The organism is Achromobacter sp. LC458 (assembly GCF_001005835.2).
In the GTDB taxonomy this organism is placed as follows: domain Bacteria; phylum Pseudomonadota; class Gammaproteobacteria; order Burkholderiales; family Burkholderiaceae_B; genus Achromobacter; species Achromobacter spanius_B.
In genome coordinates this window covers 49,144-75,472 of record NZ_LBHW02000015.1, presented here as the reverse complement: position 1 = coordinate 75,472, position 26,329 = coordinate 49,144, and the positions used below count along the sequence as shown (strand labels likewise).

General features: G+C 64.5%; 22 protein-coding genes and 1 pseudogene. 14 read left to right on the top strand and 9 right to left on the bottom strand.

Annotation, left to right across the window (positions count from 1 at the left end; translation table 11 throughout):
• Window positions 1–8: 8 nt before the first annotated feature.
• Together ugpQ and YH64_RS14675 are read right to left on the bottom strand one after the other, a co-directional pair.
• Complete coding sequence (gene ugpQ / locus YH64_RS14680) at window positions 9–758, bottom strand: glycerophosphodiester phosphodiesterase (protein WP_046804975.1); 750 nt, start codon at window positions 756–758, stop codon at window positions 9–11.
• 120 nt (window positions 759–878) lie between these two features.
• Window positions 879–2,171, bottom strand: coding sequence for a M20/M25/M40 family metallo-hydrolase (locus YH64_RS14675; protein WP_046804974.1), 1,293 nt, complete (start codon window positions 2,169–2,171; stop codon window positions 879–881).
• A gap of 366 nt (window positions 2,172–2,537) precedes the next feature.
• Here YH64_RS14675 and YH64_RS14670 point away from each other — a divergent pair, with 366 nt between their 5' ends.
• Window positions 2,538–4,502: a SurA N-terminal domain-containing protein gene (locus YH64_RS14670; protein WP_046804973.1), complete on the top strand. Its 1,965-nt coding sequence runs from the start codon at window positions 2,538–2,540 to the stop codon at window positions 4,500–4,502.
• 48 nt (window positions 4,503–4,550) lie between these two features.
• Here the strand turns inward: YH64_RS14670 and YH64_RS14665 are convergent, their stop codons facing one another.
• Window positions 4,551–5,201 carry an arylesterase gene (locus YH64_RS14665; protein ID WP_046804972.1) on the bottom strand — a complete coding sequence of 217 codons (651 nt, stop codon included), beginning with the start codon at window positions 5,199–5,201 and terminating at the stop codon, window positions 4,551–4,553.
• On the opposite strand from YH64_RS14665, the gene YH64_RS14660 reads away from it, so the two are divergent.
• The 3 genes and pseudogenes from YH64_RS14660 (at window position 5,200) to YH64_RS14650 (ending at window position 6,653) form a co-directional block, all read left to right on the top strand.
• Complete coding sequence (locus tag YH64_RS14660; protein ID WP_046804971.1) at window positions 5,200–5,877, top strand: ABC transporter ATP-binding protein; 678 nt, start codon at window positions 5,200–5,202, stop codon at window positions 5,875–5,877. The two genes, YH64_RS14665 and YH64_RS14660, sit on opposite strands and share 2 nt — an antisense overlap.
• Before the next feature lie 18 nt (window positions 5,878–5,895).
• Window positions 5,896–6,151 (top strand): annotated as a pseudogene (locus tag YH64_RS30555) (HAD hydrolase family protein); the annotation flags it as partial.
• A gap of 196 nt (window positions 6,152–6,347) precedes the next feature.
• Complete coding sequence (locus tag YH64_RS14650; protein WP_046804970.1) at window positions 6,348–6,653, top strand: hypothetical protein; 306 nt, start codon at window positions 6,348–6,350, stop codon at window positions 6,651–6,653.
• A gap of 51 nt (window positions 6,654–6,704) precedes the next feature.
• On the opposite strand, the gene fabV is transcribed toward YH64_RS14650, so the two are convergent.
• Window positions 6,705–7,895, bottom strand: a complete 1,191-nt coding sequence (fabV, locus tag YH64_RS14645) for an enoyl-ACP reductase FabV (protein ID WP_046805036.1) — start codon at window positions 7,893–7,895, stop codon at window positions 6,705–6,707.
• A gap of 132 nt (window positions 7,896–8,027) precedes the next feature.
• Window positions 8,028–8,987 (bottom strand): DMT family transporter, encoded by a 960-nt coding sequence (locus YH64_RS14640; protein ID WP_120155425.1) that lies wholly within the window; start codon window positions 8,985–8,987, stop codon window positions 8,028–8,030.
• 67 nt (window positions 8,988–9,054) lie between these two features.
• Here YH64_RS14640 and YH64_RS14635 point away from each other — a divergent pair, with 67 nt between their 5' ends.
• The 7 genes from YH64_RS14635 to YH64_RS14605 all read left to right on the top strand — a co-directional run bounded on the left by YH64_RS14635 (window position 9,055) and on the right by YH64_RS14605 (window position 16,509).
• Window positions 9,055–9,960, top strand: coding sequence for a LysR family transcriptional regulator (locus tag YH64_RS14635; protein ID WP_046804968.1), 906 nt, complete (start codon window positions 9,055–9,057; stop codon window positions 9,958–9,960).
• Between the two features lie 412 nt (window positions 9,961–10,372).
• Window positions 10,373–11,419 carry a TRAP transporter substrate-binding protein gene (locus YH64_RS14630; RefSeq protein WP_046804967.1) on the top strand — a complete coding sequence of 349 codons (1,047 nt, stop codon included), beginning with the start codon at window positions 10,373–10,375 and terminating at the stop codon, window positions 11,417–11,419.
• Between the two features lie 82 nt (window positions 11,420–11,501).
• Window positions 11,502–12,122 carry a TRAP transporter small permease subunit gene (locus YH64_RS14625; protein WP_046804966.1) on the top strand — a complete coding sequence of 207 codons (621 nt, stop codon included), beginning with the start codon at window positions 11,502–11,504 and terminating at the stop codon, window positions 12,120–12,122.
• Window positions 12,119–13,402: a TRAP transporter large permease gene (locus tag YH64_RS14620; protein ID WP_046804965.1), complete on the top strand. Its 1,284-nt coding sequence runs from the start codon at window positions 12,119–12,121 to the stop codon at window positions 13,400–13,402. The genes YH64_RS14625 and YH64_RS14620 overlap by 4 nt, the downstream gene beginning before the upstream one ends.
• Window positions 13,403–13,538: 136 nt before the next feature.
• On the top strand, window positions 13,539–14,222 hold the full coding sequence (locus tag YH64_RS14615) for a DUF2848 domain-containing protein (protein ID WP_046804964.1): 684 nt from the start codon (window positions 13,539–13,541) through the stop codon (window positions 14,220–14,222).
• Window positions 14,223–14,314: 92 nt separating this feature from the next.
• Window positions 14,315–15,664, top strand: a complete 1,350-nt coding sequence (locus YH64_RS14610; RefSeq protein WP_046805035.1) for an amidase — start codon at window positions 14,315–14,317, stop codon at window positions 15,662–15,664.
• Between the two features lie 38 nt (window positions 15,665–15,702).
• Window positions 15,703–16,509, top strand: coding sequence for a putative hydro-lyase (locus YH64_RS14605; protein ID WP_046804963.1), 807 nt, complete (start codon window positions 15,703–15,705; stop codon window positions 16,507–16,509).
• 100 nt (window positions 16,510–16,609) lie between these two features.
• Here YH64_RS14605 and YH64_RS14600 read toward each other — a convergent pair whose 3' ends face one another.
• The 4 genes from YH64_RS14600 to YH64_RS14585 all read right to left on the bottom strand — a co-directional run bounded on the left by YH64_RS14600 (window position 16,610) and on the right by YH64_RS14585 (window position 20,847).
• Complete coding sequence (locus YH64_RS14600; protein WP_046804962.1) at window positions 16,610–17,680, bottom strand: porin; 1,071 nt, start codon at window positions 17,678–17,680, stop codon at window positions 16,610–16,612.
• A gap of 390 nt (window positions 17,681–18,070) precedes the next feature.
• Complete coding sequence (locus YH64_RS14595; RefSeq protein ID WP_046804961.1) at window positions 18,071–19,372, bottom strand: TRAP transporter large permease; 1,302 nt, start codon at window positions 19,370–19,372, stop codon at window positions 18,071–18,073.
• Window positions 19,365–19,865, bottom strand: coding sequence for a TRAP transporter small permease (locus YH64_RS14590; protein WP_046804960.1), 501 nt, complete (start codon window positions 19,863–19,865; stop codon window positions 19,365–19,367). The genes YH64_RS14595 and YH64_RS14590 overlap by 8 nt, the downstream gene beginning before the upstream one ends.
• 7 nt (window positions 19,866–19,872) lie before the next feature.
• Entirely contained in the window at window positions 19,873–20,847 is a 975-nt protein-coding gene (locus YH64_RS14585; protein WP_046804959.1) for a TRAP transporter substrate-binding protein, read from the bottom strand.
• Between the two features lie 278 nt (window positions 20,848–21,125).
• Between YH64_RS14585 and nudC the strand changes: the two genes are divergently transcribed.
• From nudC to YH64_RS14570, 3 genes are all read left to right on the top strand, one after another.
• Window positions 21,126–21,896 (top strand): NAD(+) diphosphatase, encoded by a 771-nt coding sequence (nudC, locus tag YH64_RS14580; protein WP_046804958.1) that lies wholly within the window; start codon window positions 21,126–21,128, stop codon window positions 21,894–21,896.
• 191 nt (window positions 21,897–22,087) lie between these two features.
• The gene (locus YH64_RS14575) at window positions 22,088–22,597 is read left to right on the top strand and encodes a winged helix DNA-binding protein (protein ID WP_046804957.1); all 510 of its coding nucleotides are present in this window, start codon (window positions 22,088–22,090) and stop codon (window positions 22,595–22,597) included.
• An 80-nt stretch (window positions 22,598–22,677) separates the two neighbouring features.
• Window positions 22,678–26,304, top strand: coding sequence for a hydantoinase B/oxoprolinase family protein (locus YH64_RS14570; RefSeq protein WP_046804956.1), 3,627 nt, complete (start codon window positions 22,678–22,680; stop codon window positions 26,302–26,304).
• The last annotated feature ends 25 nt before the right edge of the window (window positions 26,305–26,329 follow it).

Here is a 26,329-nt window from a genome sequence, read left to right as displayed (position 1 = left end):
GTTCTGCCTCAGTCGGCCGGCCGGATCGCGGCCAGCTCGTCGGTGAAAATGCCGTCGATGCCCCAGTCCAGCAGCAAGCGGGCGCGTTCGGGGTCATTGACGGTCCAGGCCGCGATTCGATAGCCGGCGGCGTGCACGGCGTCGATCAATTCGCGGGTTGCGTCTTTTTGGTTGATGTTCAGCGCAACGCACTTGTATTTGGCAAGGCGTTCGCGCCAGTCGGCGGGCACCTTTTCCACCAGCAGGGCGCGCGGCAGTTCGGGGGCGGCTTCCAGCGCCGCTTGCAGTGCTTCTTCAGCGAACGAAGACAGCAGCGGGGGCACGCTTGCGCCTTGCCACAGCTGCTTGCAGGCCAGTGCCACGGCGGCGCCGGTTTCGGCTTCGCGGCCCGGGCACGGTTTGATTTCAACGTTGCTGGCAATGCCGTTGGCCACGGTGTAGCGGGCCACGGCGGCGAAGGTGGGCAGGGGCTCGCCCGCGTAAGCGGCCGAGTGCCAGCTGCCGAAATCCAGTTGCGCCAGTTCGCTGTAGGTCTTGGCGGCGGCCGGGCCGGTGCCGTTCGAGGTGCGGTCGACGTCGTCGTCGTGCATCAGCACCAGCACGTTGTCGCGGCTCAGTTTGACGTCGTATTCGAACATCGTGAAACCGTGCTCGGCGCCCACGCGCATGGCGGCCAAGGTGTTCTCCGGCGCCAGACGACCGCCGCCGCGATGCGCGATGTAACGGGAATAGGGCCAGGAGGGTAGATTTGCGGTCATGTTGGTGATGCTTGGGGTTCTTGGGGACAGGGTTGCAAGGATACTCCTTCTTGGGGGGCGATTCGGCGCTGGGCCCCGCCGCTGGGCGCCAGCCAGGCGCTGCGGCGGGGTGGCCCCGTTTTACTTGGACGCCACTTTGCCCTGGGACACATCCATGATCATCCGGCTGGCCAGGTACAGGCGCGGCACGATGCTGTTGATCTGAATGTATTCCGCGTCATTCGAGTGCGCACCGAAGCCGCTCAAGCCCATGCCTTCAACGACCGGGCCGCGCGCCTTCAACGCCGCGAACGCCGCGTCCGTGCCGCCGCCGCTGGCCCGGTCCACCACCTTCAAAGGCAGGTCCAGTTCCTGGTAGACCTTGACGCCATGCTGAGCCAAAGCGCGCGATGCGTCGGTGGCTTCCAGCGGCGGGCGGCGTACTTCGAACTTCACACTGACCTTCGATTCGGGCAGCAGTTTTTTCTGTACGCGTTCTTCCAGCGTTTTCGCCAGGGCGTCAAAGTCGGACACGCGCAAGGCGCGCGCATCGGCCTGCGCGGTGGCCTGGCCCGGGATCACATTGCGATTGGTGCCGGCCTGCGCCACCGTCCAATTCAGCTTCAAGCCTTCTTCGGGTTTGGACAGCTTGTCCAGTTGCAGCAGTTGGTGCGCCAATTCATAGAGCGCGTTGACGCCGCCCTCGGGCCGCGCGCCCGCGTGCGAGGTCTTGCCTTGCACCGTCAGGTATGCCGCGCCGATACCACTGGTGGCCAGGGTCAGGCGGGGCTCGGTGCCGCCGCCTTCAAACGAAAACACCGCGTCCTGGTCCGCACCCAGCCGCGTGATGGTGCTGCGCGCGCCAGGCGAGCTGATCTCTTCGTCGCCGTTGATCAGCACGGTCAGCGTGCCGAAATCTTTAAATCCCAGCTTTTGCAGCATCGTCAGCGTGTGGATGATCGTCGCCACGCCGTGCTTGTCGTCGGCAATGCCCAGCCCGTAGGCCTTGTCGCCGTCAACGCGGAACGGCTGGTCTTTCAGCATGCCGTTGCGGTAGACGGTGTCCATGTGGGCGATCAGCATGATCTTCTTGGTGCCGCTGCCCTTGAACTCGGCATGCACCATCGGGCCGACCTTCTCCGGCGTGTCGTCCAGGCGGAACACATCGGTGGCGGGAATGATCTCTACCGTGCCGCCCAGCGCCTTCAGGCGGTCGCGGATCAATTCGGCGATGCGTTCGACGCCTTCCACGTCTTTGCTGCCCGATTCAATGTTGACCAGGTCGCGCATGGTGTCCAGCATGGCTTGTTGCTGGGCTTTGGCAGCGTCGTGCACGGCGGCCACCGGCGCGGCCAGCGCCCCGTGCGCCCCGCCCAGGAAGGCGAGAGCCAGGCAGGCGGGCAGGACGTGCTGGCGGAAAGAGGTAAGCGGCATTGATGGAACCCTTTATAAAGTTGCACAGGAAAGGGCGTCGGCGAACGGCCGGCGTCGGGGCGTGGCACGGTGATCGGCTGGCCCCACGGGGCAAGATACGGGTGGCCACGGGGGGCGGAAACGGGAATTTCCCGGGTTGACGGTGCGGCGCTTCGGTGGGAAGCGGCCGGTCCACGCCCTGCCGGGATAAACCTGAAGAGAATCTAAAGGCCCGATGCAAGTGAGAAATGCTAAAATCCGCCCGCTGATCCGGTAATAACCGGTATGGGAATAGGGCGAATCAAGTTCGCCCTTTTTTTTGCGTTTTCTTTTGCGTTTTCGTGCGGCTTTGGGTGGACACCCCCGAAGCGCGGCAACAGGGATTCCATGTTCGAATTTATTCGCAGCCATCGGCGCTGGATGCAGCTCATCCTGCTGCTTCTGATTGTGCCGTCCTTCTTCCTGGTCGGAATTCAAGGCTATGACAGCTTCATGCGCAAAGAGCCGGAGCTTGCCACGGTCGCTGGCCAGCCGATTTCTCGCGCCGAGTTTGATCAGGCGCACCGCAACCAGCTTGAGCAGATGCGTCAGCGTCAGGGCGCCCGCTTTGACCCGGCCGTCTCCGACACGCCCGCTTTGCGCGAAGGCCTGCTGAACCAGCTGATCAATCAGCGTTTGCTGGCCAACGTTGCCGTGGACAACCGCTTTAACGTGTCGGACGAAACGCTGCGCAACACCATCGCCGCGATTCCCGAAGTCCAGGACAACGGCCGCTTCTCGCCCGAGCGTTATCGCCAGGTGCTGGCCGCGCAGGGCATGTCGCCGACCTCGTTCGAAGCCGGTCTGCGCCGCGATCTGGCCGTGGGCCGCGTGCTGGACCCGGTGGGCCAATCGGCCCGCGCTCCCGCCGAAGTGGTCGCCTCGTTGGAATCGGCGTTGACGCAACAGCGCACCGTGCAATTGCGCCGCTTCGCCGCCGAAGACTATCGCTCGCAAGTGACCGTGACGCCGGCCGATATCCAGGCCTGGTACGACGCCAACAAGCAGCAGCTGCAAATTCCGGAACAGGTCCAGGTGCAATATCTGGTGCTGGACGAAGCCGCCGCCACGCAGGGCATCCAGGTTAAGGACGAAGACCTGACGGCCTATTACGAGCAAAACAAGAACCGCTTCGGCCAGCCGGAACGCCGTCGCGCCAGCCACATCATGATCGAGCTGGCTCCTGGCGCCTCGGAAGATGCTCGCAAGGCTGCGCGCGCCAAGGCCGAAGATCTGGCCAAGCAAGCCGCCGCCGATCCGGCCAAGTTCGCCGAACTGGCCACCAAGAATTCGCAGGATGCGGGCTCTGCCGCCAAGGGCGGCGACCTGGGCTGGTTGGCGCCGGGCATGTTGTCCGGCCCGCTGGAAAAGGCCATTTTCAGCCAAACCAAGGACCAGGTGTCCGGCGTGGTTGAAAGCCCGGCCGGCCTGCACATCGTCAAGGTCACCGAGATCCAGCCCGCCGCCATCAAGCCGCTGGCCGAGGTCAAGGACCAGATCACCGGCGAAGTGCGCAAGCAACTGGCCGCCGTGCACTTTTCGGAAATGGCCAGCCAGCTGAACAAGCAGGTCTACGACCAGCGCGACAGCCTGCAACCGGCCGCCGACGCGGTGGGCCTGAAGCTGCGCACCGCCTCGGGCGTCACCCGCGAAGGCCTGCTGCCCGCCGACAAGGCCGGCCCCGGTTCCGCCGCGGACAGCCCGGATGCCGAGCTGCTGGACAACCCGCGCGTTCGCCAAGCGCTGTTCTCGGCCGAAGTGCTGCGTGAAAAGCAGAACTCGGGTGTGATCGAACTGTCGCCCGCCGTCATGATGGCGGTGCGCGTGGCCAACATCGAACCGGCGCACGTGCCTGTGTTGGACAAGGTCAGCGATTCCATCCGCGCCCGCCTGCTGCAAGAGCGTTCGGCCGAAGCCGCCAAGAAAGCCGGCGAAGCCGCGCTGGCGGCCGACAAGGCCAACCCGGCCGCCGCGCCGGAAGGCTTCTCGCCCGCCGTGACAATTTCGCGTCAGGACCCCAAGGACTTGCCGCAGCCGGTGGTGGATGCCGCGATGCGTCTGCCGTCCACGCCGCTGCCGGGTTACACCGGTGTGCAATCGGGCGCTGACTACACGCTGGTTCGCCTGGAAAAGGTTGAAGCCGGTTCGGTCGACGCTACCGCCAAGGACCGTCTGGCGCAGCAGTTGTCGGGCGGCCTGGGTCAGGCCGAAATCGAAGCGCTGCTCAAGATGCTGCGCGAACAGTACAAGGTGCAGGTGCTGCCCAGCGCCGCCGACGTCATTCGCGGCGATCAGCCGCAGGCAGCGGGCTGATCCGTCAGCACCCGGGGCCTTGTCGGTAAGGCCCCGGCCCTTAGGTTTTTAGTTCAAGAGTGGCTGTAACGTCGGCCACACGTTGTCCAGCAATTGGGCCTGGGCATCCTCGTTAGGGTGGATGCCGTCAGCCTGGAACATCGCCCGGTTTGTTGCCATTCCCTCCATCAGGAATGGCACCAGCCGGGCGTTTTCATTTTTGGCAACCGTGGAAAACAACTGCGCAAAGCGTTGCGAGTAGTCCCGGCCGTAGTTCGGCGGGATCTGCATGCCCACGATCACGACCTTGGCCTCGGCTTGCTTGGCAGCCTGCGCCATGGTGCGCAGGTTTTGTTCAGTCATCGTCAGCGACAAACCACGCAGCGCATCGTTCGACCCCAGTTCCAGCACCACGACGGCCGGCGCATGCTGGCGCAGCAGTGCCGGCAAGCGCGCCACGCCACCGCTGGTGGTGTCGCCGCTGATGCTGGCATTGACGACCTGGTACTTAGGGTATTGTTCGGAAACCCGCGCCGCCAGCAGCGGCACCCAGCCCGTGCCGCGCTTGATACCGTATTCGGCAGCCAGGCTGTCGCCCACCACCAGTACCGTGCGAGGCGCGGAACCCGGGGCCGACACGGCGGTCTGAGCGTGGGCGGGAAGCGCCATGACGGCGAGACTCAGGGCGGACGTAAGACGCAGAAGGGAAAATAGGCGCATGGATAGCAAGAATTCGATCGAGGTGAAAGGGCTGGGCAAGCGGGTCGCCGATGCCGGCGGGACGCTTTCTATCCTGGAAGGCATTGATTTTACGGTCCAGGCGGGCAGCGCCGTGGCGATCACCGGAAGTTCCGGCTCGGGCAAGTCTACGTTGCTGGGACTGTTGGCCGGGCTGGATGTTCCCAGCGTGGGCAGCGTCCATCTGGCCGGCCAGGACCTGTTCGCGCTGGACGAAGACGGCCGCGCGCGCTTGCGGGCGAACCATGTGGGCTTTGTCTTTCAGTCATTCCAGCTGTTGCCCAACCTGACGGCGCTGGAAAACGTGATGCTGCCGCTGGAGTTGGCCGGCCAACCCGCGCGCGAACCGGCCCAGGCCATGCTGGAACGCGTGGGCCTGGGTGCGCGCTTGCACCATTACCCGCGCACGCTGTCGGGCGGCGAACAACAGCGCGTGTCGCTGGCGCGCGCCTTCGTGGTCGAGCCCGACCTGCTGTTTGCCGACGAGCCCACCGGCAGCCTGGACGCCGCCACGGGCGTCACCGTCATCGATTTGATGTTTGACCTGCACCGCGAACACGGCACCACGCTGGTGCTCGTCACGCACGACCCGCAATTGGCCGCGCGCTGCGCACGCCAGCTGGTGTTGGCGGCCGGCCGGATGGTGCAGGGCGACTGACGCGCCCCAGCGGTCCCGGTCACCGGCGACTTCACCTGTTTCACCGACCGGCTGCGCGCCCGGCTGGGGTTGGACGACGTGCGCGCGCAGCGCGGGGCAGGGCTGGAACGCGCCATCGCGGTGGGAGATGGCGCGAATGACCCGCCGATGATGCGCACCGCCGGGCTGTCCGTCGGTTATCGGGCCAAGCCGCCTGCGCCAGGTCGTCAATGTGGCCATCGACGAGGGCGGATTGGACCGCTTATTAGAGATCCTGACGAAAAAGGCGAAGTAAGCGGCGTTTTTAGACTTAATCCAAATTGATACGAAAAAATCTTCAGAGTAGTCTGATTGACAACCGAGACATGGAATTGAAAACGGCGCATTGCGATACGCGCCGCGATGCCAAGGGGATACCAAGGTGATGTCTGGGGAGTGCCCTCTGGCGGGCAAACGCGCTTGCCAGACGTTGCCAACGCCCTGGAGCCGCCATGATGATTCGTTGTTCAGCGTTTGTTGTGTTTGTCGCCGCCATGCTTGCCCCCATGGCGGTCAGCGCCGCGGGGGGCATCATCCGGTTCTCCGGCATGATTGTCGAACCCACCCGTTGCCAGGCCAGCCCGTCGCGCGAAGCTGCGCGGACCACGCCGCGCATCGTCTGTGCGGCTGCCGCCGGCCGCCCGGCCACCGCGACCGACAGCGTCGTCAAGGTCAGCACGAAGGCATTGCAGCCCTTGCCTGGCAGGGGCGGTGCGCGCGATGTGCCGCACCGGCTGGTCACGCTGGAGTATCTGTGATGCGATGCGCGCGGCCGTAGCACGGCCGGCGCGCGCACTGAACGCCCCTGATCAGATCAGGCCGCGTATTTCCACGGCGGGGTCAACGTCGGCCTCGTAGTCCACGCCATCGATCTCGAAACCGAACAGGCGCAGGAATTCCTGCTTGTAGCCGGCAAAGTCGGTCAGCTGATAGATGTTGTCGCTGGTGACCTGGTGCCAAAGCGCCTGCACGGCTTCTTGAACCTTCGGATCAAGTTCCTTGTAGTCGGCGCGCAGGCGGCCCTGGGCGTCCAGGATCGGCGTGTCGCTGCACAGGCTGTCGCGGTACAGGCCATACACCTGTTCGATGCAGCCTTCGTGCGTGTCTTGCTCTTTCATGGTCTTGAACAACAGCGACAGGTACAGCGGCATCATCGGGATGGCAGAGCTGGCCTGCGTGACCACCGCTTTCAGCACCGACACCCGGGCGTCGCCGCCGCGCGCGGCCAGCTTGGCGCGGATATCCAGCACCTTGTCGTCCAGGTCTTTCTTGGCGGCGCCGATCGAGCCGTTCCAATAGATGTCGTGGGTGATCTTTTCGCCCAGGTAGGTGAACGCGGTGGTCGTGGCCCCTTCGGCCAGCGCGCCCGCTTCAAGCAGTGCGTCGATCCACATCTGCCAGTCTTCACCGCCCATCACGGCCACGGTGGCGTCGATCTCGGCCTGCGTGGCCGGCTCCAGCACGGACTCCTTGACCACTTCGCGGTCGGTGTCCAGGCCGCGCAGGTTCACGGCGTGGCCGATAGGTTTGAGCGTGGAGTTGAACACCTGGCCCGTCTTGGGGTGCGTGCGGCGCGGGGCGGCCAGGCTGTAGATGACCTGGTCAACCTGGCCCATGCCTGCCTTGATGGCGGCAATGGTCTTTTGCTTGATCTCGTCCGAGAACGCGTCGCCATTGATGCTTTGCGCCGCCAGGCCGTGCGCCTGGGCCGCCTTGTGGAATGCGGCGGTGTTGTACCAGCCCGGCGTGCCAGCCTTGGCGGCCTCTGCCGGGCGTTCGAAGAAAACGCCCAGCGTTTCCGCGCCACAGCCGAAGGCCGCGCTGATGCGCGCCGCCAGTCCATAGCCGGTGGACGCGCCCAGCACCAGCACGCGCTTGGGGCCCCCGGCGATGGGTCCTTGCGCCCGGACGTAGTCGATCTGCTTGTTGACGTTGGCCTCGCAGCCAACGGGGTGGGTGGTAACGCAGATAAAGCCGCGCACGCGGGGCTTGATGATCATGAAGACCTCGTTCGGGGAAATGCCGGATGCCGGGAAAGCCGATGCGCCAAAGCGCAAAAAGCGTCGAGCATTGTACGGGAGCGGCTTCGCGCGCGCTGGCGAGCGGGGCGGGTGGGCAGGAAAGGCCCGCGCTTAGCGGGCGCCCGCGCGGGCCGCCGCGGCGCTGATCGCCATGCTGCGCCGCCATTCGATCAGGCCGATGCCGATGCCGCTGGCGCAGATGATCGCGATACCCAACCACGTAAGCGGGTCGGGAAAGTGTCCCCAGACCAGCCAACCCACCGACGTGGCGCTGATGATTTGCAGGTAGATGAAGGGCGCAAGCGTGGATGCCGGCGCGCGGCGGTAGGCGGCGATCTGGAATAGATGTCCAACCCCGCCCGTCAGGCCGGTCGAGATCAGCAAGAACCAATCGAATGTGGATAGTGATTGCAGAACGGGCAGGGCAGCCGGCAACACGAAAGGCAGGGTCAGCGTGAGGCAGGCGGTGCCCACCGCGCCGCTCCAGATCAAGGACGTGAACGGGTCATCGCCCGCCACGCGCCGCGTGGCGATGAACTGCGCGGCAAAGCAGCACGCGGTCAGCAGGCCAAAAATGGTGCCGATGGGATGCAGCCCGCCGCCGGGGCGGATCACGATGATGACGCCGATAAACGCGATGCCCGCCGCCACGAAGCGCGACAGGCGGGCGGGCTCTTTCAGAATCCAGGGTGCCAGGGACAGCACCAGCAGGGGCGCCAGGAAGTTGATGGCCGTGGCCTCGGCCTGCGGAATGTAGCTGAGCGTCGTGAAGAACATCAGCGTGGCCAGGAACATGGAGCCGCCGCGTATCAGTTGTTCGCGCGGCTTGTTGCTGCGCAGCACACGCAGCCCGCGCGCCGGCAACACCAGCGCCAGCACCAGGATCAGGTGCACCACGTAGCGGAACCACGACAGCACCAGCAGCGGCACGCCCGCGTTCATGACCCACTTTCCGCTGGCGTCCAGACAGGACAGCGTCCACATCGATAGCACCAGCAGCAAGATCCCGACGAGCGGGCCGCGCGAGGCGGGCGCGGGGGCTTGTGGGCGACCTGGATCGGCCGGGGGCATGGACGGGCTCCTGATGGGGAAATGGGCGGCTGCCATGATACGCTCATCGCGCCGGGGGAACAGGCCAATGATCGAACTACGTAACGTCGAAACTTTTTTTTGGGTCGCCACGCTGGGCAGCTTTCGCGCCGCGTCCGACAAGCTCAACACCACGCAACCTGCCGTGTCGCAGCGCATCGCCTCGCTGGAAGCAGACCTGGGCGTGCGGCTGTTCGAGCGTGACGCGCGCGGCGTCAAGCTGACCGCCAAGGGGCACGAACTGCTGTCGCACGCCGAACGCATGCTGCAAGTGCGGCGCGATATGTTCGAGGCGGCGCGCGAGCAGAACGTCATGACCGGCACGGTGCGTATCGGCGTGGCGGAAACCATCGTGCAGACGTGGCTGCCCACGCTGATCGAACTGATCCATTCCACCTATCCCGCGCTGGTGCTCGAGATCGAGGTGGATACCACCCACGTGTTGCGCCCGCACCTGATGTCGCGCCAGATCGACCTGGCGTTCCTGATGGGGCCGGTGCTTGAGGCCCGTGTCGAAAACCTGCCGCTGTGCAGCTACCCGCTGGCCTGGGTGGCCAGCCCCACGCTGGACCTCGGCCCCGAGCCGCTGACGCTGGAACGCATCGGCAAGCTGCCCATCATCACGTATCCGTCCAACAGCTCGCCGTACCGGGTCGTGCGCGACATGCTGACGCGCGCGGGCGTGGCCTCGCCGCGTATGTATGGCAGTGCGTCCATGTCCATGGTGGTCCGAATGACGCAGGACGGCATCGGCACCAGCGTGATCGCGCCGGTGTTCCTGGGCAAGGAACTGGCGCGGGGCGAACTGCGCATTCTGCGTGTGCAGGCCGACCCCTTGCCTGAACTGAGCTTTACCGCAACCTGGGTGCAGGGGCCGGATAGCCACGCGGTCAGGGTGATTGCGCAGATGGCGCAAAAGGTCGCGGCGCAGGCCGGAGACGGCATTCCCGCCTAGGTGTTTTCCCCCAGAGGGGGCACGGAGCCATCCCGCGTTCCGGGCAGCCGGACACCCGTCCCCGCCTGCCCAACCGCCTGAAAAGCCGCGCCAGGCCGTCGTTTGCGTAAACGGCCCGACAACGATTCGGCGAGACCCAAGAAATATTTATACCCCCACATCGCAACATACGATTGGACGCTTGCCGCCCCGGACGATGCAATGGCGAAACAGCAAAAATGCAACGCCTGGATACACAGTGCGGGGGAAAAGCATGAACCATCTTTCGAGCCTATTCCGGACCTTGGCGCCCAGCCCTCGGCCGCGCCTCGCACGCGATCTTCGCGCCTGATTACCTGAACCAAACCGCGCGCGACACGGGTAACGGGATCCCGCGCGCGACAGACCATCCCGCCAGCCAGGAGTTTTGTCCATGAAGAAGTCTCTTGTTTTTGCAGCCGTCGCCGCCAGCATGCTTGCCGGCGCCGTCCACGCACAGGACCTGCCCAAAACCCAGTTGAAGGTCGTGGGAGGCCTGTCCAACCTGACCGCCTATAACGACTACGAAAAGCCGTTCTGGACGAAGACCATTCCCGAGCTGTCCAAGGGCCAGGTCACGGCGGAAATCAAGGGCTTCAACGAAATGGGCCTGAAGGGCCCCGAGTTGCTGCGCCTGATGTCGCAAGGCGTGATTGAATTCGGCACCGCCACGCTGTCGTACTTCGCCAGCGATAACCCCATCAACGAAGCCATCGACCTGGCCGGCCTGGCGCCCGACGTCAAGACCGCGCGCGCCGTGACCGACGCGTTCGAGCCCGTCTACGCCAAGCTCTACGGCGAAGGCAACAACGTCAAGCTGCTGGGCATCTCGACCTATCCCGCCCAGGTGCTGTTCTGCAACGCGGACATCAAGGGCCTGGCCGACATCAAGGGCAAGAAGGTTCGCACCAGCAGCCGCACCACGGCCGAATTCGTTGAAGCGCTGGGCGGTTCCAGCGTGACGATGGCCTTCGGTGAAGTGGTGCCGGCGCTGCAAAACAAGGTGGTCGATTGCGCCATCACCGGTTCGTTGTCGGGCTACTCGGCCAAGTGGTACGAAGTGTCCACCCACCTGGTGGCGCTGCCGATCAACTGGAACCAGCAGATTCACGCCGTCAACCAAAAGGCCTGGGACAAGCTGGACCCCGCCGTGCGCACGTTCCTGCAAGCCAACGTGAAGACGCTGGTGGACAACATCTGGGAAGCCGCTGCCCGCCAGACGCAGGAAGGCTATGACTGCAACACCGGCGCCGCCGCTTGCCCGTTCCCGGTCAAGGGCAAGATGGTTCTGGTGCAACCGTCGGATGCCGACCGCGCGCTGCTCAAGAAGGTTGCGCAAGAAGCCGTGTTGCCCAAGTGGGCCGCCCGTTGCTCGGCACAGTGCGTGAAGGACTTCAACGCCACCATCGGCAAGACGCTGGGCCTGACCGCCAGCAAGTAAGCGCTGGACAGCGCCGCCGCATCGCGCGGCGGCGCGCTTTTCCGCAAGTCATACCGGGCGCTAGCCCGCAGAGGTTCTATCCATGACCCAAACCGAACACTTCCGCCTGCTGGGCGGCCTGTTGCGGCGCGCCGAGAGTTTTTCGCGCGTGGCCGTATGGGCCGGCGGCGCGTTGACGGTGGCCAGCGTGCTGCTGATCTCGTTCGACGTGCTGGCCCGCAAATTCCTGGGTTTCACCACCGGTGGCGCCGACGAGTTGTCCAGCTACGCATTTGCCATCAGCACGTCCTGGGCGCTGGCGTTCGCCACGTTGCAACGCGCCAACGTGCGTGTCGACGTGCTTTATCAATACCTGCCGGTGCGCCTGTCGGCCGTGCTCGACTGGATTTCCATGGTGTCGCTGGCCGTCTTCATGGTGTTCCTGACGTACTACGCCTACGACGTGGTGCAGACCTCATGGGCCCAGAAGTCCGCCGCCAACACCCCGCTGGCCACGCCGCTGTGGGTGCCCCAAGGTTTGTGGCTGTTGGGCCTGGCCTGGATGTGCATCACGGTGGCCTTGATGCTGGCGCGCGCCTCCGCCGCGCTGGTCACGGGCGACATCGAACTGGTCAAGCAGATCTGCGGCGTGCGTTCCGCGCAAGAAGAAGCTGAAGAAGAAGCCGCCGCCGGCGAGCGCATGGTCAAGGGAGACGCAGCATGATTTCCACCGCATTGACGTTGTTGCTGGTGCTGATCGGGCTGTCCATTCCCGTGGGCGCCGCGCTTGGCGTGTTGGGTCTGATCCTGGACCCGCTCTTTTCGATGTTGCCGCTGTCGCGCGCCATCGGTGAAATTTCCTGGAGCTCGAACAACGAGTTCCTGCTGGTGGCGATTCCGCTGTTCATCATGCTGGGCGAAGTGCTGCTGCGCGCGGGCTTTGCCGAACGCATGTACAGCGCGATGAGCCTGTGGCTGTCGTGGTTGCCGGGCGGCTTGATGCACGCGAACATCGGCGCGTCCACCTTGTTCTCGGCAACCTCGGGATCCAGCGTGGCAACCGCCGCCACCGTCGGCACCGTGGCCATTCCGCAGATCCGCAAGTATGGCTACAACGAGCCGCTGTTCCTGGGCAGCCTGGCCGCGGGCGGCACGTTGGGCATCTTGATTCCGCCGTCCATCAACCTGGTCATCTATGGCGTGCTGACCAATTCGTCCGTGCCCAAGCTGTACCTGGCCGGCATCATCCCCGGCTTCGCGATGGCCGCGTTGTTCATGCTGACGGTGGTCGTGGCTTGCGTGGCCAAGCCGTCCTGGGGCGGCAAGAAGATCCATGCAACCTGGGGCCAGCGTCTTGCCAGCCTGGTGCACCTGGCGCCGCCCATGGGCATCTTCTTCCTGGTGGTCGGTTCCATCTACGCCGGCCTTGCCACGCCGACGGAAGCCGCCGCGCTGGGCGTGCTGGGCGCCTTCATCCTGGCCGCCTGGTTCCGCCGGCTGTCCTGGAAGATGCTGCGCGAAGTGATGGAAGGCACGATGCGGTCCACGGCGATGATCATGCTGATCGTCATCGCGGCCAGCTTCCTGAACTTCATCATGTCGGCCACCGGCCTGACGGATGCGCTGACCAAGTCGATCACCGGCCTGGGCTTGTCGCCGGGGTGGATGCTGCTGATCGTGGTGATCTTCTACCTGGTGCTGGGCTGCTTCATGGAAACGCTGTCCATGATGATCACGACGATTCCCATCGTGGCGCCCATCATGATCGCGCTGGGCTACGACCCGATCTGGCTGGGCATCGTCATCATCATCCTGGTTGAAGCCGCGTTGATCACGCCGCCCGTGGGCCTGAACCTTTTCGTAGTGCAAAGCCTGCGCAAGAGCGGCTCGATGAGCGCCGTCATCATCGGCAGCCTGCCGTTCGTGGCCGCCATGTTCGTGATGCTGGGGTTGCTGGCGTTCTGGCCCGACATCGCGCTGTGGTTGCCGCGCGCGTTTGGTTGATGGATTGATCAATTGATCGATGGATTGATCAATTGATTGATTGATTGATTGATTGATTGAAAAGACTTTTTGTTTGAACCGGGTGCGGCCCACCGCGGCCGCACCGTTTCCCACCCGTTATTTCCGCAGGACTGATATGAAAGCCGTATTCAAGATCGACGACGCCAATCCCCGCCAGGTGGAAGTGGACTTCAACACCCTGATCGTGGCCGGCTGGGCCGGACGCGACATGGCCGCCATCGAGCACCACATCGAAGAGCTCGCCGCCATCGGCGTGCCGCGCCCGACCAGCGTGCCGCTGTACTACCGCATTGCCGACAACCAGCTGACCCAGGCCACGCAAGTGCAGGCCGTGGGCGAGGATTCGTCGGGCGAAGTGGAAACGTTCGTGTTCGCCGTGGACGGCGAGATGTACGTCAGCATCGCGTCGGACCATACCGACCGCAAGCTGGAAACCGTCAGCGTCGCCATGTCCAAGCAGGTCTGCGTAAAGCCCGTGGCAAGCGAAGCCTGGCGCCTGGCGGACGTGGCCGACTACTGGGACGAATTGGTCATCCGCTCGTACATCGTCGAAAACGGTGAAAAGGTGCTGTACCAGGAAGGCCCGCTGTCCACGCTGCGCACGCCGCAGGACCTGATTGCCGGCTACACCGGCGGCGCCGCCGTGCTGCCGCAAGGCGCGGGCATGACCTGCGGCACCGTGGGCGCCATCGGCGGCATCCGCGCCGCGGCGGACTTCACCATGGAATTGTTCGATCCGCGCCGCCAACGCACGATCAGCCATCGCTATCATGTCGAATCGCTGCCCGTGGTGGCCTGATTCCTGTTTCTGCATGGCATTGAACGCCGGGCGCGCCTATTCAGGCTGCGCCTGTCGGCACTTTTACGCCGCTAGGCGGCACGAGGACAATGATGGTTTCGACCTTGAATGATCTGACCTTGGCCCTGAACGAGGGCCGTACCAGCTCGGTCGCGCTGACCGAACTGGCGCTGGCGCGCGCGCAGGATGCGGCGGGCGAGGGCGCCCGTGTTTTCACCAAGCTGTATGCCGAGTCGGCATTGGCGCAGGCGCGCGCCTCTGACACCCTGCGGGCGGCGGGCATCGTTCGTTCGGCGGTGGAAGGGCTGCCGATCAGCATCAAGGACCTGTTCGACATCGAAGGCGAAACCACCATGGCCGGCTCGGTCGCGCGCGAAGGCGAGCCGGCGGCTGACGCCAACGCCGACGTCGTGCAGCGCCTGATCGCGGCCGGCGCCGTCATCATCGGCCGCACCAACATGACCGAATTCGCGTATTCGGGCCTGGGCATCAACCCGCACTACGGCACGCCGCTGAACCCGTACGACCGCGCCACCGGCCGCATTCCGGGCGGCTCGTCCTCGGGCGCGGCGGTGTCCGTGGCCGACGGCATGGCCGTGGCCGGCATTGGTTCCGACACCGGCGGCTCGGTGCGCATTCCGGCCGCGCTGTGCGGCCTGACGGGCTTCAAGCCCAGCGCCTGGCGCGTGTCGATGCAGGGCGTGCTGCCCTTGTCGGCCAACCTGGATTCCATCGGCCCCATCGCCGCCAGCGTGCGTTGCTGCGCCGAGCTGGACGCCATTCTGTCAGGCGACGGCGGCCCCGTGCCCGAGGCCATGGCGCTGCGCGGCCTGCGCCTGGCCGTGCCCACCACGCTGGCGCTGGACGCCATGGACAAGCACGTGGCGGACAGTTTCGCCGCGGCCGTGGCCCGGCTGAAGGAAGCCGGCGCGCTGGTCGACGAAATCGCCATTCCCGAGTTCGCCGAAGTTGGCGGCATCAACAGCAAGGGCGGCTTCACGGCGGCCGAAGCCTGGGCCTGGCACCGCGACCTGATCGCGCGCGCCGGCAAGCGCTACGACCCGCGCGTGGTCTCGCGCATCATGCGTGGCCAGGACATGAGCGCCGCGGATTACATCGATTTGCTGGATGCGCGCGAAGCGTGGGTGGCGGCGGTGGATCACCGCATTGCCGGCTACGACGCGCTCATCATGCCGACCACGCCCATCGTGGCGCCGGCGGTGGCCGACCTGGTCGCTTCCGACGAAGCCTATTACGCGGCCAATGGCCTGATTCTGCGCAACCCCACGCTGATCAACTTCCTGGATGGCTGCGCGCTGTCGCTGCCTTGCCATGGGCCGGATACGGCCCCCGTGGGCTTGATGATCGCCGGCAGCAACGGTGCCGACCGCCGCATCCTGGCCGTCGGCCTGGCCATCGAGGCGCTGCTTGCCGGGCACTGATCGCCCGGTGCTTCACAACTGCATCAAGAGGATTTTTCATGTCGCCCGTCGACGTCGTACGCAATAGTGTCCAACTGGCCCGCCAGGCGCGTCTGGACGCGCGCAGCGGGCGCCTGACCGGCCCCACGGCCAATCTGGCGCCGGGCCACGTCCAGGCCAACCTGGCCATCCTGCCGCGCGCGCTGGCAGCGGACTTCCTGCATTTCTGCCAACGCAACCCCAAGCCTTGCCCGTTGCTGGCCATGTCCGAACCCGGTAACCCGGCGCTGCCGGAACTGGGTGCAGACATCGATATCCGCACCGACATCCCGCGCTACCGCGTCTGGAAGAACGGCGAGCTGGTGGCCGAACCCACCGACGTGCGCGATATCTGGCGCGACGATCTGGTGTCGTTCCTGATTGGATGCTCGTTTTCGTTCGAAGAGGCCATGCTGGATAACGGCTTGCCGGTGCGTCATATCGAGCAAGGCTGCAACGTGCCGATGTACCGCACCAACATCCCGACGCATCCGGCTGGCGCCTTCAGCGGGCCGCTGGTGGTGTCCATGCGCCCCTTGAAGGCGGCGGATGCCATCCGCGCCATCCAGGTCACCTCGCGCTTTCCGTCGGTGCACGGCGCACCCGTGCATATTGGCGACCCGGCGCTGATCGGCATTGCCGACATCGACCAGCCCGACTACGGCGACGCGGTCGAAATCCGGCCGGGCGAAATGCCCGTGTTCTGGGCCTGCGGCGTCACGCCGCAATCGGTGGTGTCGTCGGTGCGTCCGGAGTTCTGCATCACGCACGCGCCGGGGCACATGCTGGTGACCGATCTGGTCAACAGCCGGATGGCGATGCTGTAAACAAAAACCCCATCGCAGCCTGTGTGCTGCGATGGGGTTTTTGGGTTTGTGGTCTGATTTGTGCATCGGGCGTTTCGAAAACGCCCGACCTGCGTGCCGCTTAGAAAATGTGGCGGAAGCCCACGGCGGCGCCGATCTGGTGGTTCTTGCCGGCGATTTCGTCGCTGGCGGCGCTGCTGACCTTGTTCCAGTCCACCGTGCCGTACACCTGCGAGCGCTTGGACAGCGAATATTCGGCCACCGCGACCAGGGCGTAACGCTTGCCCTTGTCGCCGTCTTCGACCACGTTCTTGCTTTGGTCGTAGTAGCCCGCGCCGGTAATGGCCCAGCGCGGCGTGGCTTGCCACGTGGCGCCCACGAAATAGCCGTTGTCCTTGCGGTCCAGACTGGCGGTGGTGGTGCCGCCCATGACGGCGTTGACCCAGCCCGTTTCGTCGCGGCCATTGAAGTAGCCGGCGAACACCTTGGTGGTTTCAAACTGGTAGGACGCGTTCAGGTTCCACACGCGCTGGCGCAGGTCGGAATCCAGGCCGTCGTAGGTCTGCTGGTAGGCCGCGCCCAGACCCAGCTTGCCGATCATGTAGCGCAGGCTGGCGCCGTATTGCTGGCCGGCCTTGTGGTCTTCCCAGCTTTCGCCGTTGGCCCACGACAACGCCAACGACAGGTCGCCGATGGTGTTGGAATACTTGGTCATGTTGTTGGTGCGCACGCGCGACATCGCGGCGGGCAACCAGGCGTTCTGATCGTAGTTACCCACGGTCAGCGGATCGAAGTAGTCGGCCAGCAGATCGAACATCGGCGTGTTTTGCAGACCCAGCGTCAGCTGGCCGATGTTGCCGCCGTCCAGGCCCACGTAGGCCAGGCGGCCGAACGTCTTGCCCGTAGCCGACGAATTGCCATTCTGCATGTTGAAGCCGTTTTCCAGGCGGAAGAAGGCACGGTTACCGTTGCCCAGGTCTTCCGAGCCGCGCAGGCCCCAGCGGCTGTTCGAGATGGCGCCGTTTTCCATCGACACACGGCTGCCGTCTTCGCCCACGCTGCCGGCGCTGGTGCTCAGGTAGCGGATGCTGACGTCGGCGATGCCGTACAGGGTGACGCTGGTTTCCGCCGATGCGGCGCCCGCGGCCAGGCCCAGGCCTGCGGCGGCGAGCGTAAGAGTGATGCGTTTCACTGAGGACTCCTCCTGTGTAGCTGTTTTGTAGTGTGTGACCTGGCTTGTGGCCGGGTTGACCGCGCCGGGCGGATCGTCCGACGTTGGGCCGTTGCACCGACGCTGCTTGATGGCAGTGCGGGTCCGGAGCATTGGCCCAAAAGGTTGGCTGCCACGGCATTGCGCCAAACTGGTGCAAGGGGGCAGCGCCTGGGGATTCTAAAAAAGTTACGGGATGTGCAGGGCCAAATTGTTTTTGGCGTTTTCCCTGGTTTACAGATCAAAAAAATAGTCGGGCGCCGGGACAATGGCGCGATTGTTCCAAAAAAAACCCCAGTCCAGGACCGGGGTTCTTGAAGGTCGTGCCCGGGTGTCCAGGCGGCGACATCACGGCATTACAGCGTCATAGCGTTACAGCGTCATGTGCAAGGGCAGCCATGTGGCAATGCCCGGAATGAAATACAGCAGCAGCACCGCCACAATCATCAGGAAGAACATGGGCAATGACGCCCGCGCGATGTAAGGCAATTCACGCCCGCTCATGCCGGACAGCACGAACAGGTTGAAGCCCACCGGCGGCGTGATTTGTGCCATTTCCACCACGAAAACGATGAAGATGCCGAACCAGATCAGGTCGATGCCGGCAGCTTGCACCGTCGGCAACAGCACGCCCATGGTCAGCACCACGATGGAAATGCCGTCCAGGAAGCAGCCCAGCACCACAAAGAAGACCATCAGCGCCATGATCAGGCCGAACTGCGACAAGCCCAGTCCGCCGATCCATTCCGCCAACGCGCGCGGCAGGCCGATATAGCCCATTGCCAGCGTCAGGAACTGTGCGCCGGCCAGGATCAGCGCGATCATGCAATACAGCCGGGTGGCGCCCAGCAGCGATTGCATGAACGTCGAGCGGTTCAGCGAGCCTTGCAGCGCCGACAACAGCAGTGCGCCCACCACGCCCACCGCCGCCGCCTCCGTGGCGGTGGCGATGCCGCTGTAGATGGAGCCGAGCACCGCGCCGATCAGCACCATGACCGGAATCAGGTGGCGCGATTGCGACAGCTTCTGCATGAACGACATGCCGGGGTCCGCCGCCGGCACCTGCCCGGGGTTGCGGATGGCCCACCAGCCGATATAGCCCATGAACAACAGCGCAAGCACGATGCCGGGGAAGATGCCCGCGATGAACAGCTTGGCGATCGACACGTCGGCCGCCACGCCGTACACGATCATGATGATCGAAGGCGGAATCAACAGGCCCAGCGTGCCGGCGCCCGACAGCGTGCCCAGGATCTTGTCTTCGGGGTAGCCACGGCGCGTCAGTTCGGGAATGGTCATTTTGCCGACCGTCGCGCAGGTCGCCGCGCTGGAGCCCGACACCGCCGCGAAAATCGCGCAACCGATCACATTGGTGTGCAGCAGCCGACCCGGCAAACGGTTCAGCCACGGCGCCAGACCCTTGAACAGGTCTTCGGACAAGCGCGTGCGAAACAGGATTTCGCCCATCCACAGGAACAAGGGCAGGGCGGTCAGCGTCCAGCTGGACGAAGCGCCCCAGATGGTGACGGCCATGGCGTCGCCGGCCGGACGGCTGGAGAAAATCTCCATGCCGATCCACGCCGTGCCTGCCAGCGTCAGGCCGACCCAGACCCCGCAACCCAACAGCGCGAAGATCGAAACGACCAATAGGGTGATGACAAGAAGTTCATTCATGGGTTTGCTGCGAAGTAGCGGCGGCCACGCCGCGTGAACGACGGATCAATTCGTCGACAAGGGCGACCAGGAACAACACCGTGCCCACCGCCATGCTGATCTGCGGAATCCAGAGCGGCGTGGCGTCGTTGGACGTGGAGATGTCGTTGTACAGCCAGGAGTCGTACGTCAGCTTGATGCTGAAAAAGGCAAAGGCCGAGGCCAGCAGCGAGCCCACGGCCAGCGCAAAAATGTCCAGGCGGCGGCTGCCCGCCGGTGCCAACGAATTGAGCAACAGCGTGACCCGGATGTGTTCGCCGTGCTTGAACGTGCTGGATAACGCCAGGAAACCCGCCGCGGCCATGAAGTAGCCTGCGTACGCATCGGTGCCAGGAATGTTCAGGCTGAGCTGGCGGGCGATGATCGCCGCCAGCACCGAGACCAGAACGCCGATCGTGCACAAGCCGGCCAACAGGCCGGCCGCGCCGTAAAGACCATCTAGAAAGCGGCGCATAAAAAGATCACTGCTTCTTGTAGGCGTCGATCATGGCCTGGCCGTCGGCGCCTGCCTTCTTCAGCCAATCATCCAGCATGCGCTTGCCGATCACCGACAGGCCTTCCTTCAGTTCCACGGTCGGCTTGATGGTTTCCATGCCGTTCTTGGCCAGCTCTTCCTGATACCACTTGTTCTTTTCCTGCGACAGCTTCCAGCCGCGTTCCTCGGCTTGCGCGGCGGCCTTCTTCAAGGCGTCTTGCGTAGCCGGGTCCAGCGCGTCAAACGCCTTCTTGTTGACGATGATGGCGTTCTTGGGCAGCCAGGCCTGCGTGTCGTAGAACTTCTTGATGTACTCGTACGTCTTGGTGTCGTAGCCGGTCGAGGCCGACGACATGTACGAATCGATCACGCCGGTAGCCAGCGCCTGAGCCAGTTCCGCCTGCTGCACCGTGACCGGCTGCGCGCCGACCAGTTCGGCAATCTTGGCGGTGACGGGGCTGTAGGCGCGCCACTTCAGGCCCTTCATGTCGTTGATCTGCTTGATGTCCTTGTTGGCGAAGATGCCTTGGGGCGGCCACGCCACGGCGTACAGCAGCGTCATGCCTTGCGAGGCCAGCTTCTTTTCCAGGAAGGGTTTTTGCGCCTGGTACAGCTTGAACGAGGCTTCGTAGCCGGTGGCCAGGAAGGGCAGGCCGTCCAGTTCGTAGATCGGGTCTTCGTTGGCGAAGTTGGTCAGCAGGATTTCGCCGATCTGTGCTTGGTTGCCTTGCACCGCGCGCTTGATTTCCGGCGCCTTGTACAGCGAAGCGTTGTTGTGCAGCTGGATCTTCAGCTTGCCTTGCGACAGCGTGTCCACGTCCTTGATGAACGTGGTCAAGTTTTCAACGTGGAAGTTGCTGGCGGGGTAGGCGCTGGGCAGGTCCCATTTGGTTTGGGCCTGTGCGCCCGCGCTGAACGCCAGGACGATGCTGCCGGCCAGCAATGAGATTTTCTTGTACATGGAAGGTCCTTCTGTGCGAATGGTGAAGACGGGTTTTGCCCGATAGGCATTCTTGAAAGAGACTGCTGCGCGGATGACGCGCGGCCTAAAAGCCGTGCCATTCTATGGTGCTGCGCGGCAACAACGCGCACAAAAAATGGGGTTTTACGGGTTAATCCTAGGCCCGGACGCGACACATCGTTGAAGGCTAAAACTTTGCGCGCGCACCGTCCGCGACACCTTTACGCACCGATTTTTCTTCTAAGATTGCGGGATCGAAGCGTGCTGCAGAGGCTCTAGTGAATTTCGTTTTCCGCCGTGATGAATTGCTGGTCGAAGAAGCGTCCAGCGTGTTGCCGGATTTGGCGTTGTGCGAACGCATCGGTCTGGCGTCGCCGGCCTTGCAAGCCATCTGGTCCGTACCCGATTCGCCGTATCGCACGGCGCACGTGGATCCCACGCTTGAAGCGCCCGAGGGTTACGCGTTCAAGAAGCTGCGTTCGCTGTTCGGCGTGCTGGACGATGAACGCATGGCCCTGGCCGGCCGGGCGTATCAAATCGCCGAATGGGCTCGCACGCACCGGTTCTGCGGCGCCTGCGGCACGCCCGCCGAGCGCGTGCCGCACGAGTTCTGCCTGCGCTGCCCCGCCTGCGGCTTTTCCGCGTACCCGCGCATTTCGCCCGCCATGATGGTGCTGATCCGTAAAGGCGACAGCATCCTGCTGGCGCGGCACACCACGACCGCGACCTCGCGCTATACGGCGCTGGCCGGTTTTGTCGAACCCGGCGAGAGCATCGAAGAGACCGTGCACCGCGAAGTCTTCGAGGAAGTCGGCCTGAAGGTCGGCAACCTGCAGTACTTCGGCAGCCAGCCCTGGCCCTTTCCGCATTCGCTGATGGTGGCGTTTACGGCCGACTACGTGTCGGGTGACATCCGCGTGCAGGAAGACGAGATTGCCGATGCGCGCTGGTTCGGCCCCGGCGACCCCATGCCGGACATCGCGCCGCGCATTTCGATTGCCGGCTGGCTGATCCGGGCCAATCTGCCGCAGGGCTGGACGGCGCCATAACGGTGTCATAGCGGCGTCATAACGGCGGCCCAGTGCCCACGTTCCCCCCGCTGGAACGTTCGAACCGCTAGGGGATTTCCCTTGAAATGGCCGTTTACGGCCGTTTTTGGCCGTCCAGGTCATATTTTTTATGGATGAAATACACATAAATTATTAGTATTTCATCCATATAAACTTGGCTTGAGCGTTCCATGAGCCCCACGTTGATCGCGTCGTCAGCCCACTTGGCTGGCGGCAGCGCGCCCGATTTGTCCGAGGTCGAATTCGGCCTGATGATCGCCAGCCACGCCTTTGACCGCTGGACGGTGCGCTGCATGGCAGCCGCCGGCCTGCCGGACCTGACGCCCACCGACGTCATGGTGTTTCACCACGTCTACCATCGCCAGCGCGCCAAGAAGCTGGCGGACATCTGCTTCACGCTCAATGTCGAAGACACGCACATCGTCAGCTACGCGTTGAAAAAGCTGGAGCGGCTGGGCGTGGTCAAGGGCGAGCGCAACAGCAAGGAAGTTTTCTACAGCGTTACGCCCGACGGCGCGGACATCCTCAAGCGCTACGGCGACATCCGCGAACAATGCCTGACGTCCGGCCTGGATGGGCCGGGCGGGGGCGGGCTGGATTTCAGCCGCCAATTGGCCCACGCCTTGCGCTCGCTGTCCGGCCTGTACGACCAGGCCGCAAGGGCGGCAACCTCACTCTGAACCTGATCGGGCCTGGCCCGGCACACCGCAACCCGACCGCGGCGGCACCCGCCGTGGCCGTTTGTTTTCAAGGATTACGCATGAAGAAGTGGCAATTCTGGATCGATCGTGGGGGCACCTTCACCGATATCGTGGCGCGCCGCCCCGATGGCACCACCACCACGGCAAAGATGCTGTCGGAAAACCCCGAGCAGTATCGCGACGCGGCCGTGGCCGGCATCCGCAAGCTGCTGGGCGTGGCGCCCGGACAGCCGGTGCCCGTGGACCAGGTTGAATGCGTGAAGATGGGCACGACGGTGGCCACCAACGCCTTGCTGGAACGCAAGGGCGAACGCACGTTGCTGGTGACCACGCGCGGGTTCCGCGATGCGCTGCGCATTGCGTATCAGAACCGGCCCCGGCTGTTCGACCGCAACGTCGTGCTGCCCGAAATGCTTTACGAATCCGTCGTGGAAGCCGACGAGCGCGTGGCCGCGGACGGCGAAGTCATTCGCGATCTGGACGAAGCCGGCTTGCGGGCCGGCATGCAAGCCGCCTACGACAGCGGCATTCGCGCCGTGGCCATCGTGTTCATGCACGCCTGGCACGCCACGGACCACGAGCAGCGCGCGGCGCGCATCGCGCGCGAAGTGGGCTTCACCCAGGTGTCGGCCTCGCACGAGGTCAGCCCGCTGATCAAGTTCGTGTCGCGCGGCGACACAACGGTGGTCGACGCGTATCTGTCGCCCATCTTGAAGCGCTATGTGGATCAGGTGGCGGGCGAACTGCCCGGCATCCGCCTGATGTTCATGCAATCGAGCGGTGGCCTGACGGACGCGCACCGTTTCCGCGGCAAGGACGCCATTTTGTCCGGCCCGGCCGGTGGCATCGTCGGCATGGTGCGCACCAGCGAGATCGCGGGGTTTCCCAAGGTCATCGGCTTTGACATGGGTGGCACGTCGACCGACGTGTCGCACTACGCGGGCGAATTCGAACGCGAATTCGAAACCCAGGTCGCCGGCGTGCGCATGCGCGCGCCCATGATGAGCATCCACACGGTGGCGGCAGGCGGCGGGTCTATCCTGCATTTCGACGGCGCGCGCCTGCGCGTCGGCCCGGATTCGGCGGGCGCCAACCCCGGCCCCGCCTGCTATCGCCGTGGCGGCCCCCTGGCGGTGACGGACTGCAACGTGCTGTTGGGCAAGATCCAGCCCGACTTCTTTCCCAATGTGTTCGGCCCCGATGCGAATGAAGCGCTGGACCGCGACGCGGTGGTCGAGCGCTTCACCGCGATGGCCGACGAAGTGCGCACGGCCACTGGCCGCGAGATGACGCCGGAGCAATTGGCGGAAGGCTTCCTGGAAATTGCCGTGGGCAACATGGCGGAAGCCATCAAGCGCATTTCGGTGCAGCGCGGCCACGACGTCACGGAGTACGCCTTGACGGTGTTTGGCGGCGCGGGCGGCCAGCACGCCTGCCTGGTGGCCGACGCCTTGGGCATGACGACGGTGTTTGCGCATCCGCTGGGCGGCGTGTTGTCTGCCTACGGCATGGGCTTGGCCGACCAGACCGACATGCGCCAAAAGACCGTTGAAAAGGTGCTGGACGCCGGCCTGATGGGCGAGCTTCAGGACGAACTGGATGTGCTGGCCGGACAAGCCGTGGGCGAACTGCGCCGCCAGCATGTGCCCGACGGCGATATCTCCGTGCAACGCCGTCTGCATCTGAAATATCGCGGCACCGACACCGCGCTGGAAGTGGCGTTTTCCACGCTGGAGCAGGCACGCAGCGACTTCGAGGCCGCCTATCGCCAGCGCTATTCCTTCTTGATGCCCAACCGCGAACTGGTCGTGGAGACCATTTCGGTGGAAGCCACGGGCGGCGGCGAACGAGTCAGCGAAGCGGCCGTGCCGCGTACCCGCGACGGCGCCTTGGCGGCCCGCCGAGTCGTCAGCATGTACAGCGCGGGCGAGTGGCGCGACACGCCGCTGTACGTGCGCGAAGACATGGCGGGCGGTGACGTGGTGACGGGCCCCGCCATCATCTCCGAGCCCAACCAGACCACGGTGGTGGAACCGGGCTGGCAAGCGGAATTGACGTCGCAAGACCATTTCGTGATCCGCCGCATCGAAGCGCGCGCGGATCGTCGCAGCATCGGCACACAGGCGGATCCGGTCATGCTGGAGGTGTTCAACAACCTGTTCATGTCGATTGCCGAGCAGATGGGCTACCGCCTGCAGAACACGGCGTACTCGGTGAACATCAAGGAGCGGCTGGACTTTTCCTGCGCCATTTTCGATTCGCAGGCCCGCCTGATCGCCAACGCGCCGCACATGCCGGTGCACCTGGGGTCGATGGGCGAGTCGGTGCGCACGGTGATGAACGCCAACGCCGGGCGCATGATGCCGGGCGATGCCTATGTGGTGAACGATCCTTACCACGGCGGCACGCACTTGCCCGACGTGACGGTCATCACGCCGGTGTTCGATCACGCCGGCCGCGAGATCCTGTTCTACGTCGGTTCGCGTGGTCACCACGCGGATATCGGCGGCACCACGCCGGGCTCCATGCCGCCGGACTCCAAGACGGTGGAAGACGAGGGCGTGCTGTTCACCAATTTCCAGTTGGTCAAGAACGGCGAATTCCGTGATCAGGCCGCGCGCGACATCCTGGGCTCGGGCCGTTGGCCCGCGCGCAATCCGGATCAGAACATCGCCGACATGCACGCGCAGATCGCCGCGAATGAAAAGGGCGTGCAAGAGCTGCTGCGCATGTGCGACCACTTTGGGCTGGACGTTGTGCGCGCCTACATGGGCCACGTGCAGGACAACGCCGAAGAAGCGGTGCGCCGGGTGATTTCGGTGCTGAAAGACGGCAGCTACGAATACCCGCTGGACAACGGCGCGGTGATCCGCGTGGCCGTCAAGGTGGACACGCAGGCACGCAGCGCGGTGGTCGATTTCACCGGCACGTCGCCGCAGCTGGACAATAACTTCAACGCACCCGGCGCGATTGCCGTGGCGGCGGTGCTGTATGTGTTCCGCACGATGGTCAACGACGACATCCCGCTGAACGACGGCTGCCTGGCGCCGCTGTCGATCATCTTGCCGGAAGGCTCGATGCTGCGTCCGAACCCGCCGGCCTCGGTGGTGGCGGGCAACGTGGAAACATCGATGTGCATCGTGAACGCGCTGTACGGTGCGTTGGGCGTGCTGGCGGCCAGCCAGGGCACGATGAACAACTTCACCTTCGGCAACGCGCGTCATCAGTATTACGAGACCATCTCGGGCGGTACGGGTGCGGGGCCGGTTCGCATCGACGCGGCGGGCCCGCACGACGAAGGCTTCGCCGGCACGTCGGTGGTCCAGGCGCACATGACCAATTCGCGCCTGACGGACCCCGAAGTGCTGGAATTCCGGTTCCCGGTGCGGCTTGAGTCTTACGAAATCCGCACGGGTTCGGGCGGTGCGGGGCGCTATCCGGGCGGCGAGGGCGGCGTGCGCCGGATCCGTTTCCTGGAAGACATGACGGCGGCCATCCTGTCCAACAACCGCCGCTACGCGCCGTTTGGTCTGGCGGGCGGGCAACCGGGCGCGATGGGCCGTAACTTGATCGAACGGGTGGACGGCACGATTCAAGAGCTTGGCCCGCAAGACAGCGCCCAGCTGCATCCGGGCGACATCTTCGTTGTCGAAACCCCCGGGGGCGGAGGCTACGGCGCGGTGTGATGGCGGTGGGTGTGATGGCGCTGAC